The following is a 14,634-nucleotide window of genomic DNA, read 5'->3' on the forward strand; positions in this document are numbered from 1 at the left end:
AACTGCCAATCTTGCTATTACCGCGCTGTCACGTTAGGATATCGTCTTTATTTTTTGATAATTTAGCTGGTTATTTGGCCATTTATTTAATCTAAAATCATAATCTTTATACTATTATCACCACCTTACCCTAGGATACTGTATGCGTAATGACAACCGTGAGCTCGATCAACTTCGTTCAGTTAGCTTTGAGCGCCACTACACCAAACATGCTGAAGGCTCAGTATTGGTAAGCTTTGGCGACACCAAAGTCCTCTGTACTGCTAGTGTCGAGTCGGGCGTACCGCGCTGGTTAAAGGGCAAAGGTAAAGGTTGGATTACCGCTGAATATGGTATGCTGCCACGAGCGACCAATACCCGTAACCAACGTGAAGCGGCGCGCGGTAAGCAATCTGGCCGTACGCAAGAGATTCAGCGTTTGATAGGTCGTAGCCTGCGTGCGATGATAGATTTGAGTAAATTAGGTGAAAACACTATTTATCTTGATTGCGATGTATTACAAGCCGATGGTGGCACGCGTACGGCTAGTGTGACTGGCGCTGCGGTAGCCTTGATTGATGCGCTAGAGAGCTTACAAAAAACCAAAAAGCTCAAAGCTGATCCTCTGATTGGCTTAGTGGCGGCAGTGTCAGTGGGCATGAAAGACGGCAAGGCATTTTTGGACTTAAACTACGAAGAAGATGCGAATTGTGATACCGATCTAAATGTGGTCATGACCCAAAAAGGCGAGTTCATTGAGCTACAAGGAACGGCTGAAGATAAGCCATTCACTCGCGCGCAGGCCGATGAGATGTTGGTATTAGCCGAAAAAGGCATCGCTGAGCTGGTGACTATGCAAAAAACAGCATTGGGCTGGTAGTGCACTTGGCTAGAGCTTAATTGAGCTTTAGCTACTTTATTCTCTTGTCATAGGTTATCCGTATGCTCAAGCTGACTGACGACGGCGCAAAAATCACCTTACAATCACCGCCTCCTAGCGGTGATAATGGGCTGTTTTGGTTTGGCTCGGCGTTATTAGTTGGCGCTATTGCCGTAGCTATGGCCATGAGTTTGTTGCCTGAGCGCTTATCCATAGGCGCGCTGGCACTACTTATTGTGGGTAGTTTTTTCTTTAATAGACAGCGTCAACAACGCAAAAACCAGCTCAGCGGCGTCATCAATAGTGGTGTGTTATGGGTACGAGCAGGCGAGTTGGTACACGACAATCAAGGTAAGCGTGAGGCTATTGTGCTCAGTGCAGGCGACAAAATCACCTTGTTTGGTGAGCAGCTACAAATCGTCGATGCCAATGACAACCGCAAATATCACATTAGTGGTTTTGAAAGTAGCCAAGAAGCCGCGGCGACTCAAGCTATCTTGCAAGGCCAAGCGCTTACTAAGCGTCATGTTAATATTAAGATGAATGACAATCCGTCTAACTGATAGCCTTTTTTTATATAGCTGTCGCTTCCTCTTTAGTTTATCGCTGTTTTTTTTCCTTCTTTTTGAGCCACTTCGTTAGCTCTTTATCCTATCCCTCCAAAGTCTTATTTGACTGACCATCAACTTTTCCATAGCCTTTATCGTCTAATTAATACCAATAAAGCTTGCAGCAGGCTAGCCAAATAGTTTATAACTGAGGGTATTATATTGACAGGGAGTTGGTCATGCCGCGTAGGTCTATCTATATGAATACTTCTAATATAAAGCTCGCAGTTTTTGGTACTTCTAGCTTCACTCTAGCATTATTGCTGGCGACCATGGGTCAGGCTCATGCGGATAGTATGAGCGCTCTTATTGCGCAAAAGTCAGCATCAGCAGAATTAAGCGCTCGTTATAGTCCGCCCTCATCTTCGATGTTTTTATCAGTACCTTCAGCTAGAATAGAGACGCGCTCAACTATCAAGCGCGCTGGCGCTAGCAGTCACAATGATGGCTACCAATATCCTAATAGCAGCTATCAGCGTCCGAGCGTATTGCCGGCTTTTTTGACAGGTAATTACGATAATATCGATAGTGAGTATTTGCCTATCTTAGGTCAAGCGGAGACGCAAAGCAGCCGCGCGGCTAAAGAGGTTATCAGTACCGCGCGCGCTATGGCGCTCAATGAGCGTACTATCATTCAAGGGGGCTGTTGGGACTATCTAAATGCAGTATTTAAACGGGCAGGGGTGACTCGTGATACCGTGCACAAGGGCGCTTATAGACAAGGCCCGTACGCCAATAGTAGCGAGATACAAGCAGGAGACTGGCTTTATTATATCAATCATGGCTATAAAGGAATTGAGCACAGTGGCCTATTTGTAGGCTGGGTCGATGAGTCTGCTAAGCAAGCATTAATGCTAAGCTATGCTGGTGAAAACCGCCGTGAGCCTGCGCGTTATAAGGTTTATGATCTAAGTAACGTTTATCAAATCATGCGTCCAGCAATCTAATAGGTCTCTCGTTTCAACCTATCTTAATACACTGATCACAAAAAGCGTCCGTAACTCTCGTGAGCTACGGACGCTTTTTATGTTAGTTAGGTGTAATGGACAAAATTCATACCAAAAGATAATGAGGGTTAAAATGGCTTTACCACGACCAAAATGACGATAATCACTAAGGCAAAGACGGGCACTTCATTAAACCAGCGCCAAAATACATGCGTCTTATATTGCGGATTATTGACTAGTTTTTTACGATAAAAACCGCAAGCGCCGTGGTAGCCCGATAGCAGAATCACTAGCACTATTTTGAGGTGTAACCAGCCTTGAGTTTTATACACCTCCCAGCCCAGTCCCACCATCCAAAGACCAAATATCCAAGTAGCTATCATCGAGGGCGTCATAATACCGCGATAGAGTTTACGCTCCATGACAATGAAGCGCTCTTGGCTAATCAAATCATCACTCATCGCATGATAGACAAATAGCCTTGGTAAATAAAAGATCGCTGCAAACCAGCAGACCACCGAGATGATATGCGCCGCTTTAATCCAATTAAAATAATCTGCCATAATCTGATCTCTTAAACTCTATTTTTGATTGCTGTTGTTGGTTTTTATCAGAGCCAAATCTATTATTTAACTTTAGCTCTGTGTCACTATAATCTTTGAGTGATGACCGCTCATTGCATCTAGGGTAACCACCACTTTAGGCGCTTTTGGAGCGGCTATTTGCGCGGTTAAGCCCAGCTCCTGCATCAGTCTATTATCATTGGCTTGACTAGCATTGCCCGTTGTTAGCAGCTTATCACCATAAAAAAAGGAGTTCGCGCCCGCCATAAAAGCTAAGGCTTGCTCACTATCTGATAAGCTCTCACGCCCAGCTGACAGTCGTACGTAACTTGTCGGACAACAAATGCGTGTCACCGCAATCGTACGAATCCACTCAAGCACCGGTAGCTGACCTTCGCTTAATACCTTATCACCAAGCGGCGTGCCTTTAATAGGTACTAATAAATTGACTGGAATAGACTCCGGCGCTTGCGGCATCTTGAGTAGCTCATGCACCCAATCGATGCGATCCTCACGGCTCTCGCCCATGCCAACGATGTTGCCACTACAGACATTAATACCAGAGTGGCGTACGTTATTTATGGTCTCAAGCCTATCATCATAGCTGCGCGTGCTGACCACTTGCTGATAATAGTTCCTTGACGTGTCTAGGTTATGATTGTAATAATCAAGCCCAGCATCGGCCAATTGCTCAGCTTGCTTTGAGTCAAGCATCCCTAGGGTCATACAAGTCTCAAGCCCTAAAGCTTTGACTTGTCTTATCAGCTCAATGACATAAGGCATATCTTTATCGCTAGGATGCTTCCAAGCCGCGCCCATACAAAACCGTGATGAGCCGCTAGCTTTGGCGCGTTTGGCAGCTGCAATAACTTTATCTACGGCTAAGCGTTTTTCGGCAGTCAATTGGGTCTTATCACGGTGGTGGCCGGACTGTGAGCAATAGCCGCAGTCCTCTGGACAGTTACCGGTTTTAATAGACAATAACGTACTAATCTGCACTTCATTAGCCACAAAGTGCTCTCTATGCACCGTTTGCGCCTGTAGTAATAAATCCATCAACGGCAAATCAAACAGTTTTTTTATCGCATCTCGGCTGTGTTTTTGCGGCTGTACTTTGGACTTAAGAGGCTTTTTAGTGGCGTCGGTCGCCAAGCTTGCGGCTAATGAGCTATTGTTATTTGTAAGTGGGGTCGTTATCGAAAAATCACTAGCGCTGGCAAAAATATCTTTATCTTCTTTATTATTACGCGCACTGGGCTCTGAGATACTAAGCAATCCTGCCATAATCAATCCTTCAATGATATCCAATTATTAAAGTACTACTCGCGTGAGAAAATAAATCTCAGGCAATAAAAAAGGTTACGGCAATTAGTATACCGTAACCCTAATCAAAATACCCAACGTACAAATATCTGCGACTGTCTTCTAAATAAAAACTATTTACCTAGTTTATGCTTAGCAACGCCAACCCAATGCTCAGCGAATTTTTGCGCTTTATAAGCATAAGGTTTAGCTTTAGTAATATAAGGCTCATACTCTTCTGGAATAGTAGGTACGATATGCTTGGCAAGCTTATTGAACCACATCATCAAGCTATAATCGCCCTCAATGCTAAGCTTACCCTCTTGTACCGCGGTCATAAAGGCGGGCAGGCTACCTTTGGTCAATAGCTTAACCCCAGTCATTGAGTCTTTGAATTTGATAGTCAAATCCGCTTTTTCGGCTGAGCCGCTTTTTTGCTCAAAATCGCCATTATCAAAACTAAAATGACGCGCGATTCCAGCTTCTTCACTAGTGATTTCGATAACCACTTGGCGATCGGCTAGTAATTTAGTGAATTCTTCATTGTCCCTATCAGCAAGCATAGATAAGCGATAACCTACTAGCGCTAATAAAACATCTAAAGGATCAGATTTGACATCTAAAACCGGGACAGTAAACATAGACAAACTCCTGAAAGTTAAATAAAAAATTAAACGTATGGTCGATAAATTAAGCGTACTTTATAGTAATTACAATCATAATCATATGGTTAAATTATAACTTACGCGTTTAAAGCAATTCATTAGTAGTTGCGTAGAGACCATTAAGTATCGTGTAACAGTGACTGTTTATGGTGTGATTAGTATTATCTAAGTAGCATTGCAGTATGGTTTAACTACTGCTTTTATTACATAAAAAATGCGCCAATATATTGGCGCATTTTGTATCAAGCTAAAGTAATTACTGAAAACGAGGGCGATAATCGTCATCATAAATAGGCGAGTGCTCGACATAACGTGCCGCTGCCAACGCGCGCTCTTCTGCTAATGCTTTACTGATATCTTCATAACGTAGGGCGCGATAAAGCACCCAAGCAAATAACGGTAGCCAACTAAGTCCCATCGCCGCCACATAGCCATGCCATTCATCGAGCGCTGACCAAATCATCAGGCCACTGTGAATAAGCTCGATAGCAGACCAGTAGGCTATACCGCCAAAGACATACCATAGCAGCCAGCGCTGCGAAGATAACAGGATTACTACTATTAAGCTGGCTAATAAACCATAGCCTAACAGAGCGCTAGTGCTCAAAGGAATGCTCAAGGCCTCAACACTAGCTACAGAAAATACAGCTAATAACATCATTCATCTCGCTATTCATAAGGTGAATTCCAAACCTCATTATGAAAGCAAAACGGCTAAAGCTAAAGAGGGTAGAGGCGAGGTTACGACAACAGTTGACGTCTGTTTTTGTCGCCACTTTTAGCTCATTTTTTGTTTTGATGTCCCCACCAAGACAGCAGCGAGACCAAAACCGCTCCTAATATCATTAGCCCCACAGTGGTCAACCACTGAGCACCGTTAGGATAGTGCCAAGGCGCTACATTATAAACAGCCTCGCTATTGAGTGTGCCTAGCGCATCAGTTTTCCATGGCCAAACTTTGACCAAAGAGCCGGCGATAAAGCCAGTTAATAGCGCTAGGGTTCCTTGGTAATAACGAGATAATAGCCATTTGAGCAGGTGCGTAAATAATAATAAGCCGCTTAGCATACCGGCCATCAAAGTGATAATAATAGTGAGATTAAGAGTATGTACCGCCTCTAAAACGGTGTCATAAGCCCCTAACAACAATAGAATAAATGAGCCTGATATACCGGGCAATATCATCGCACAAATCGCAATAGCGCCGGCGATAAATAAATAGGGCAAGCTTGGAGTAGTAGTGAGTATTGGTAAGCTACTAATCACTACCGCAAACCCTAAACCAGCAATAAATAAGCCAATACGGGCTACATTCCAGCGCTTAATTTCAGTCAATAACAATAGGACAGTCGCCACTACTAAACCAAAAAAGAATGACCAAATAATCAGCGGCTGATTGTCCAATAAGCCCTTAATAATTCCTGCTAAGGTGACAATACTAGTGCCAATGCCTAATAATAAGCACAATAAAAAAGTTGCATCAACTTGTCGCCAAACCGCCAATAAACCTTTGAGACCGCCATGCGCGCGAAAAGTACGCCACAAGCTAAAATCAATGCTACCAAGCGCGTTAATAAGCCGCTCATAAATACCCGCGATCAGTGCTATGGTGCCCCCAGAAACTCCAGGTACAATATCAGCCGCTCCCATCGCCATACCTTTTATATAAACGCCTAGCAGCTGTTTTGGCCCATCAGTTGTAGCTGATAGTCTGCGTGATGTTTCAATTGGTGTTTCAGGTGATGATGGATGGAGTGTTGAAGCGGGTTTTTTGTCTAGCGCCGACGTCTCTGGCCGCGGTGAGGGTGATGCCGTCATGGACATTCCTTGGTGATTAATGATAAACAAAGTTTGTTTTGAGTAATAAGTAAAAGAATAAAAGCTAGGTCAATTCATATTAACCTAGCTTATCGTCTATTGGTAATAGTGATAATAACGGATAAAAACCTACTGCTTTAGCCTTTTATTAGCGCGAGTTACTGTTTGCTAGCTATGATTTGCTAGCGACCAATGCCGGATAACCCAGTGCGTAAAGTACACCCTCAAGACCGGTGACATTGACCGCTGCATCCGCACGCGCCTGAACGATAGGCTTAGCATTATAAGCCACTCCTAGATCAGCGATAGCCATCATCGGTAAATCGTTAGCGCCATCACCTACGCAGACCACTTGTGACATCTCAATATTTAGGTGCTCAGCGGTGTGCTGTGCAATAGCGGCTTTTTTGGCACCATTAACGATAGGTAATTGGATATGCCCGGTCACTTGGCCATCTTCTATATCTAAGTGGTTGGCATGAACCTCATCTATACCTAACTGCTTGGCAATATAATTAGCAAAGTAGCTAAAGCCGCCTGAGACTAGCACCGTATGATAGCCCAAAGCTTTTAGCGCGGTAATAGTGGTATGAGCGCCAGTAGATAAAGTTAGACGGGCGCAAATCTCATCAAGGACGCTAGTAGAGATTCCTTCAAGCAAAGCTACGCGTTTAACAAAAGACTCATCAAAATCAATCTCGCCGCGCATAGCCGCTTCAGTGATAGCTTCAACTTCTGCGCCAACACCAGCGGTTTTGGCCAGCTCAACGATGACTTCTTGCTCAATTAGCGTGGAGTCCATATCAAAACAAGCAAGTTTATGAGTACGTAGCATATGACCAATCGATAAAATATGACAATCAACCAAATTATCATGCACTAATGCCGCGTTCTCTGGATGGTCAGTAGCTTGAGCATTGGCATAGTTTTTGGCAAGATCATGACGCAAACGGGTAGTTAGCTGATCATCAATGATATGAGCGGCGGCCGTTTTTTTGCCAGGATGCATCAAAGTATCAGTCACCGGCACTAGCAAATAGCGAAACACTTGCGCTGGCGTGAAAGGCTGCTGAGTACCAGTAGAGCCATTCGTAGCGACATCAACGTCAACAAAGCTTGCCTCAGCATCTTCCGCTACCGTTACCAAATGCCAGCTTGGCTGCTCATCGACCCATGACTGCACGTAGTGATGAATATCTAATGCAGGCACCTTGGCTGGCAGCACCACAATCAAAGCAAAAACTGGCAGGGATTGCAAAGCATCAAAATCGTGTAAGCTGATATCTTCCGGTAGCAACGAAGCAATAGAATCAACGGCTTGTTGCCATGCTTTGCTGTCTTTTGGTAACGAATAAGGCGTATTTTCTGGCATGGCTCAATTGTCCCTTGTATGCGCAAATAAGATTAGGAATAATAACAGCTTTAGCAAGCTGCGCCTATATGTGAAACACAAACTGTCTGCTGGCGAACAGGGTTTATAACTAAACTTAAGCGGCATCACTGTGACATAACTGTGGCATAACTAGAATTACAGCTATAAGGCTAAAACAAAGGCTTTTATCAAGCGCTATTTATACTGACATTGATGATAAAGGTATTTGCTGCGCTAAAAGCTAATTTAGTAAAGCATTAAAATTATTATGAGCATAAACTATGACAGCCATGATAATGATATAGTGACTGATGGTAAGCATCGACTAATCACTAGCAACAAGCCACTAGCGACAAGTACCCTGTGAATCATCAGTACCACAGCGCATAGGCTCAAAAGCATCATTAGCTAACTGGCGTTTGATTGCATACTTTTCCCAAAAACGATCGATAGTATTGTTTTTTAATTTCTCTTATTCAAAAAGTTTAACATATCATGACTTATTTAGCGCCGCGGCAAGGATTGTTTGCCATTATTATTCTAGTCAGTTTTTGTTTGCAGACCTTATTGTTAGTCATTAGTACCGATCAGCAATTGAGCAAAAGCCGTGAGCTAAAAGGCGAGCAGATGGTGGCTCAGCTTATCGATGAAGCTCGTTTATCGTTAGAAAATCAAGATCGTGTCAGCCTCAGCGTGATTGCTAATCGCTATACTAGTGAGCAAGATGTGGCTCGGCTAGTCATCAAAAATAATAAAGATGAGATACTAGTCCCTGTTGGCAACGCGCCTTTGCAGCAAGGCGAGACCATCAGCCAGATTGCTACCAATGGTGATGCGGTCATTGGTAGTGTCGCGCTAACTTTAAAAGAAGTTAGCAAAGGCGAGATTATTACTATGCAGTGGCCTTTTGTCATCGGCTCGATAATTTTGCATCTGCTATTATTGTTGGTCTATAGCTATGTGGCGCGTCCGACCAAAGAGCAGATCAATACCTTAAGCCGTGAAATAGAAAATATCCACCGCGATCAATATGCGCTTAGGGCGCAGACTCATAGTAGATATCGTAGTGAGACGGTTAGCGATGCCAATAATGATAGTCATAGCGCTATAAATGAGCCGTTGGCCGATACAGCAGAGACGGCTAATGTAGCGCCCGTTAGCACTACCAATATTCATAATGAGCTAAACGCCTATCTAAAATCACAGCAGGCAGGTAGTAAGGAGGATGGGGCTAGCGAGAGCGTCGTTGACGAGCAAGACAAGCAAGCGCAAACCAATAATGCTACAACGCCTGCTAGCGATAAAGCCCCTATTAATAGCAATGCTACTAGCGTCACAAGTGATAGCCGTAAGTCATCAACGACAGCCAATCTATCCTCTTCTCGGCCACTTGAGAGGGTTGGGGTACATATTACCTTCCACGATGAGTATCAGATGCTTGAGCTTTTGGCTCCAGAGACTCGCACACCGTATTTGGCGTTATGTACGCAGCTGCTCCAGCAAGCCTTAGCTGAATTATTAAAGCAGCCTTTGCTATTAGGGGTTAGCGCTGTTAACAAGCCTTATTTTGATGAAAACGGGGCTTTGATAGTACTAAAAGCGGAGAACAGCCACGCAAAAGTAGCGTTAGCTGGGGTGATGTTGGCGAAGCTATACTTGATGCTTAATAAGATCATTCATGATAAACACGTTGAGCTGTCGCGTTTTGCTTTACCTGCCAAAGCTGGGGTTAGCGATGAAGCACAAAGCGCTGCGATGACCCAACTGCTAAAAACAGTCGGTAAAAAAGAGCAAATGCTGATTTTATTACCCAGTGCAGGCATGAGACAAATCGGCAGCTACGTGCAATTACAAAGTGTCAAACGTCCCACCACCGTTTATGAGCGTGAGTGTGCGGTGTTTGATGGCGGTAATGACGCTATGATGCAGCGCTTAGCCGATGTGCGTAACTCAGTGCTAACTACGGAAAGTAGCCCTTCATAAAAGCCTTATTATCAAAATAAAATCATCCTAATGACGAAAAGTATTGACAAGGCTTAGTAGAGACTTTATAAGGCATGTATATAGTACTTTCTTTTAAATTTTTGGTACAAATAATAGGAGTTTGTCATGAGCGATCCTGATATTGATGATTTTGATGATGAATTTGCTGACGATGATGATGCAAAGATGGTTGAAGAAGCAGAAACGAGTATACGCACGCGCTTGAGTAGTCTGGAGAAGCGTCGTCTCATCGATAATTTGTTAGAAGAGAAGCGCTTAGCAAAGGCTCTAAAAGACGACTTAGAAGATGATGGCGATGATGATTTAGATGACGACTGGGATGCGGACTGGAACGATGAAGACTTATAATCGTCCAAACGTTTGAGTAATGTCGCATTTAGACAACAAGGTCGTAGCGCCTATCATGCTATTGTAAATAGATATTTTGACATTACTGTCTATCGATTCTGCAACCTTTTGACAAGGAGAGGTACTATGAGTACTAACCCATTAAGCTTTGATCAACTGCTCGATTTTTTGGATAATCAAGAGAGCCCCTACGTGCTCGATAGCGTCGCCACTCACGGGTTTTTGACTGCCACAGTGATTGGTCCTGCGCTAGCAAATTGGCAGCAGGCCTTGTTTGAAGGTCAAACCGACAAAGTACCTGAAAACGTGGTTGACGGTGTGCAGCGTTGGCGCGAGGCTATCATCGCTGAGCTAAAAAATGAGACGCCTATCGAGCTGCCTTTTGGGTCCGATGAAGAGAGTGAGCAAGCGGTTGCCGAATTCTCAGAAGAGTCGGATATCGTCGCTTGGTCGATAGGTTTTGTCGATGCAATGTATGCTGATGACGCTGAGGATTGGTTTGAAGATGAAGATACCGCGGAGGATGTGGCGGTTTTGACCTTGCCTATGATCGTGCTCAGTGGTATCGATGACGAGGATGCAGAGCTTGCGCAAATGCGTAATGATAAAGATAAAATGGCGCAAATGGCCAATAGTATCGAGGGTAATCTAACGGAGCTGTTCTTGTTGTTTCATACCAAGGACTAATCAGCCATTAAAAAGCCATTACTTCATAAGCCTCTGCATGCTGTAAACCACTGATAAAGGACTACCATGACTGTGCAACTCTCCAATCTTGAGCACTTACCAGGCTATCAGATCACTGAACGCTTAGATGTGGTCTATGGCAGTACGGTGCGCTCAAAACACGTCGGCAAAGACTTATTTGCCGGCCTAAAAAACATCGTCGGCGGCGAGCTTACCGCCTACACTGAGCTACTAGAGGAGTCGCGTCAAGAGGCGATAGATAGAATGACTGTTAAGGCTGAAGCATTAGGCGCTGATGCGGTAGTTGGTCTGCGTTTTTCGACCTCTAGCATCGCGCAAGGTGCCTCTGAATTATTTGTCTATGGCACCGCAGTCAAAGCCATTCGAGCCGTGCAGCCGATGCAAAGCCAGCCGCCTAGCGATTCTGGCTATCAGTCCTATCAAAAGCCAAATACTCAAGCCGATTATGAGCAAACGCCAGTAGACGATTTACCACGTTTTAATCCCTTTGGCTAAGCGGCCAAGTCGTTTTATGAGAAGAGACGTGCTATGAATAACTCCTTTTCGCAAATGCTGTTCAATTACGCATCGCTTATTGTATTATTCGTAGTCGGTTGGTTCTTTGGTGCGCGTCATGAGCGCCAGCATTTAGCGCGTTTGGTGCTGTCGGAACAGGAGCTTGGGCATATTATCGTCTCAACCGAGCGTTTTTATCAGCCAAAGATAATGACAGGTAGTGATGGCGAGCTGGTACTTGGTAGCGTGGTGATTGCACAAGATTATTTCAAAATGGTCATTGCCAAAGTATTAAGCATTTTTGGCAAAAACTTAACCACTTATGAGACTTTACTCGATCGCGCCCGCCGGGAAGCAGTAGTAAGAATGCGTACCCAAGCTCATCAAAAAGGCTACAACCATATCTACGGGCTGCGTCTTGAGGTTAGCAATATCAATCAGTTAGGCAGCATGGTAGAGGCTATCGCTTACGGTACCGCGGTAAAAATGGAAGCGTCCTCGTTATTGACTGGAGAGTAGTTAAAACAATTGAGCTGATAAATACCGATACCGTTATACTGAATAAACTTATCAACAGATGACCTTCTAGGTCATGTCTACAGGGATGTAGTTATGGATAGTGTTCAGTTAGTGACGTTAGTAAATTCAGTGGTTATACCGCTGTGCCTGTTTTTGATTATGATGGGCATGGGTTTATCACTAAAAGTAAATGACTTTAAACGAGTAGTCAAATTTCCCAAAGCGGTCGGTATAGGCCTAACCAATCAGTTAATTTTATTACCTGTTATTGGCTTTGCCTTAGCCAATATCATGCCGCTACGCCCAGAGTATGCAGTAGGGGTTATGCTGCTAGTGCTATGTCCAGGCGGCACCACCTCCAATCTTTTTACTTACCTAGCCAAAGGCGATGTCGCTCTATCAGTGACGATGACGGCGATTGCTAGTGTTATCACCGTTTTTACCATTCCGGTAGTCCTTAGCTATTCGCTTATTCACTTTATGGGCGCTGGCACTGAGTTTCAGCTGCCTATTGCAAAGACTATGATCTCATTAATAGTCATAACCATTGTGCCTATCAGTATCGGTATGCTCATCAAACGCTTTGCACCAAGAGCCGCGGATAAATCACAAGTCTGGGTCTCTCGGTTTGGGGTGACGTTTTTGGCTTTGTTAGTGGTGTTTTTGAGTTATGTTCAAAGAGATATCATCGTTGATGCTTTTATCAATACCGGACCCGTTTCGCTAATACTCAACCTAGTTACTATGGCGCTAGGCTACTATACTAGTAAATGGTTTGGTCTAAATCTGGCGCAAAGGACTTCTATTACTTTAGAAGTTGGCCTACAAAACAGTACCTTATCGATATTTATGGCCTTAACGCTATTAGCCAATTACGACATGTCGATGACTCCAGCTATCTACACTTTAATTATGTTCTTTACCGCTGGTATCTTAGTAAAGGTATTTAGTAAAAAGTATCATAATGAACAACATGCCAATGGTAATAGTAGTAATTTAGCCACTAATCCGCTTTAATATCTCAGTATAAAAACTCTATGACGGTTTTAGAGCAGCTAGTTATAGAGTTTTTTATAGAATATTCTAGGCGTTAACCGTGGTTATTATAATTGCTATTAGCGCACTTCCTAACGCTTACCACCATTTAACCTTGCTATTTTATCAGACTTGTCCTCAGCGCTCTCCTCTCTAACTTTAGCAATATCAAACAAGAAGGTGCGGTTTTTGAGTACCGCGACAAACACTACGCCGCCCACCGTGTTACCCACCAATACCACCACTAAGAATGTCAAATAACTCAAGATGCTGACCGTATTGCCATAAAGCAGCGCGGCGAATACTTCGATATTGCCGACGATACTATGATGCAAACCCAAAAGGCCAATGCTGCCAGTGATAAGCGCCACGAGCACGATGCGGCTAATGGTATCGCGTGCGGAGGTCACAAGCCAAGCGGCAATACCCATCATCCAGCCTGCTAATATAGCGCTGCCAAAGATTACCCACCACTTAAAGCCTAGGACATGCTCGGCATAAGCATCGATATTGGCAACAGTAAATAGATCCATATTGAGACCTAAGCCAATCATTAGCGCGGCAAACAGACAGCCGCCAACGATATTACCCGCAATGACGATACCCCAAAGCCGCAATAATTTGTGCAAAGGTTCAATCTTGTTAAGTACCGGTAGGCTCAGTAAAGAGGTCTGCTCAGTGAACAGTAAGGACTGTCCAATAACCACGATAATAAAGCCAATGGGGTAGAGGAGTGAGGCTAGTACCATGGCGTATTTATTCGGTATAAAGTCGCCAATTAACGTAAATGCCGATAAGATAACAAAAAAGCTAATACCAATCTCAAGCCCTGCGGTAAAGGCGCTGGTAAATAATGAGCCTAATGAGCGATTAAAGGTTTCTTTGGCATCGATGAACTGCTCAACTAAAATACTAGCAGAGCTTTTGGCTTTACTTAAATTATCGTCGCTGGCGACTTTTTTGATCGTCTCTTTGTCCTCGTCGGAGAAGTCTTCTGGAAAATCCTCGTCCGTTAAGTTTTCGGTGACGGCGGTATTGGCTTGCTGGTTTTTGTCTTCATTATTATTAGCGCTCTTTGGTCTATTCTCTAAGCTCGCCTCATTGTCCAAACCAGTTTTAGCGGCTGCCCGCTCCTCTGCTAGAGATTCACGGTTCACAGATTTTGTAGCATTTGGGTTTACATTAGCTTGTGGGTCAGGTTTTTGGGGCACGGTACGCTCGCTGTTTAAGAGATGGGCTTTGTCATAAAGACAAGAGTTAGCCTCCATTATATTTGGCCTGGTATCGATTGCTGTTGTTGATTGTTTAATAGCGGCCGTATTTAACGGCTGAAACTAGACGCTTAAATCACCTTGCCTCTAACAAAATCTAGCTATCTGCGTTAAAATCAC

16 protein-coding genes are annotated in these 14,634 nt (G+C 43.9%); 9 read left to right on the top strand and 7 right to left on the bottom strand.

Annotation, left to right across the window (positions count from 1 at the left end; all coding sequences use genetic code 11):
• Nucleotides 1-142: 142 nt before the first annotated feature.
• The 3 genes from rph to M0N77_RS00585 all read left to right on the top strand — a co-directional run bounded on the left by rph (nt 143) and on the right by M0N77_RS00585 (nt 2,414).
• Nucleotides 143-859 (top strand): ribonuclease PH, encoded by a 717-nt coding sequence (gene rph, locus M0N77_RS00575; RefSeq protein WP_353102563.1) that lies wholly within the window; start codon nt 143-145, stop codon nt 857-859.
• Nucleotides 860-921: 62 nt separating this feature from the next.
• The gene (locus tag M0N77_RS00580) at nt 922-1,422 is read left to right on the top strand and encodes a hypothetical protein (protein WP_353102565.1); all 501 of its coding nucleotides are present in this window, start codon (nt 922-924) and stop codon (nt 1,420-1,422) included.
• Nucleotides 1,423-1,646: 224 nt separating this feature from the next.
• A complete protein-coding gene (locus M0N77_RS00585) occupies nt 1,647-2,414 on the top strand; it encodes a hypothetical protein (RefSeq protein WP_353102566.1) in 768 nt (255 codons plus the stop codon).
• Between the two features lie 128 nt (nt 2,415-2,542).
• Here the strand turns inward: M0N77_RS00585 and hemJ are convergent, their stop codons facing one another.
• The 6 genes from hemJ to serB all read right to left on the bottom strand — a co-directional run bounded on the left by hemJ (nt 2,543) and on the right by serB (nt 8,134).
• Nucleotides 2,543-2,977 (bottom strand): protoporphyrinogen oxidase HemJ, encoded by a 435-nt coding sequence (gene hemJ / locus M0N77_RS00590; protein ID WP_353102568.1) that lies wholly within the window; start codon nt 2,975-2,977, stop codon nt 2,543-2,545.
• Nucleotides 2,978-3,049: 72 nt separating this feature from the next.
• Entirely contained in the window at nt 3,050-4,261 is a 1,212-nt protein-coding gene (gene bioB, locus M0N77_RS00595; protein ID WP_353102570.1) for a biotin synthase BioB, read from the bottom strand.
• A 152-nt stretch (nt 4,262-4,413) separates the two neighbouring features.
• The gene (locus M0N77_RS00600; protein ID WP_353102572.1) at nt 4,414-4,920 is read right to left on the bottom strand and encodes an SCP2 sterol-binding domain-containing protein; all 507 of its coding nucleotides are present in this window, start codon (nt 4,918-4,920) and stop codon (nt 4,414-4,416) included.
• Nucleotides 4,921-5,200: 280 nt separating this feature from the next.
• Nucleotides 5,201-5,605 carry an AciT family ciprofloxacin tolerance protein gene (gene aciT / locus M0N77_RS00605; RefSeq protein ID WP_353102574.1) on the bottom strand — a complete coding sequence of 135 codons (405 nt, stop codon included), beginning with the start codon at nt 5,603-5,605 and terminating at the stop codon, nt 5,201-5,203.
• A 122-nt stretch (nt 5,606-5,727) separates the two neighbouring features.
• A complete protein-coding gene (locus M0N77_RS00610; RefSeq protein WP_353102575.1) occupies nt 5,728-6,762 on the bottom strand; it encodes a DUF368 domain-containing protein in 1,035 nt (344 codons plus the stop codon).
• Nucleotides 6,763-6,934: 172 nt separating this feature from the next.
• Nucleotides 6,935-8,134 (bottom strand): phosphoserine phosphatase SerB, encoded by a 1,200-nt coding sequence (serB, locus tag M0N77_RS00615; RefSeq protein WP_353102577.1) that lies wholly within the window; start codon nt 8,132-8,134, stop codon nt 6,935-6,937.
• 495 nt (nt 8,135-8,629) lie between these two features.
• On the opposite strand from serB, the gene M0N77_RS00620 reads away from it, so the two are divergent.
• From M0N77_RS00620 to M0N77_RS00645, 6 genes are all read left to right on the top strand, one after another.
• Nucleotides 8,630-10,117, top strand: a complete 1,488-nt coding sequence (locus M0N77_RS00620; RefSeq protein WP_353102578.1) for a hypothetical protein — start codon at nt 8,630-8,632, stop codon at nt 10,115-10,117.
• Nucleotides 10,118-10,243: 126 nt separating this feature from the next.
• Nucleotides 10,244-10,486 (top strand): PA3496 family putative envelope integrity protein, encoded by a 243-nt coding sequence (locus M0N77_RS00625; protein WP_353102580.1) that lies wholly within the window; start codon nt 10,244-10,246, stop codon nt 10,484-10,486.
• A 126-nt stretch (nt 10,487-10,612) separates the two neighbouring features.
• On the top strand, nt 10,613-11,173 hold the full coding sequence (locus tag M0N77_RS00630) for a YecA family protein (protein WP_353102582.1): 561 nt from the start codon (nt 10,613-10,615) through the stop codon (nt 11,171-11,173).
• Nucleotides 11,174-11,245: 72 nt separating this feature from the next.
• Nucleotides 11,246-11,689: a YbjQ family protein gene (locus M0N77_RS00635; protein ID WP_353105537.1), complete on the top strand. Its 444-nt coding sequence runs from the start codon at nt 11,246-11,248 to the stop codon at nt 11,687-11,689.
• A 33-nt stretch (nt 11,690-11,722) separates the two neighbouring features.
• Nucleotides 11,723-12,208 (top strand): heavy metal-binding domain-containing protein, encoded by a 486-nt coding sequence (locus M0N77_RS00640; RefSeq protein ID WP_353102584.1) that lies wholly within the window; start codon nt 11,723-11,725, stop codon nt 12,206-12,208.
• A gap of 93 nt (nt 12,209-12,301) precedes the next feature.
• Nucleotides 12,302-13,225 carry a bile acid:sodium symporter family protein gene (locus M0N77_RS00645; protein WP_353102586.1) on the top strand — a complete coding sequence of 308 codons (924 nt, stop codon included), beginning with the start codon at nt 12,302-12,304 and terminating at the stop codon, nt 13,223-13,225.
• A 110-nt stretch (nt 13,226-13,335) separates the two neighbouring features.
• On the opposite strand, the gene M0N77_RS00650 is transcribed toward M0N77_RS00645, so the two are convergent.
• Nucleotides 13,336-14,511, bottom strand: coding sequence for a formate/nitrite transporter family protein (locus M0N77_RS00650; protein WP_353102588.1), 1,176 nt, complete (start codon nt 14,509-14,511; stop codon nt 13,336-13,338).
• Nucleotides 14,512-14,634: the final 123 nt, after the last annotated feature.

Source organism: Psychrobacter sp. AH5, assembly GCF_040371085.1.
GTDB lineage: Bacteria > Pseudomonadota > Gammaproteobacteria > Pseudomonadales > Moraxellaceae > Psychrobacter.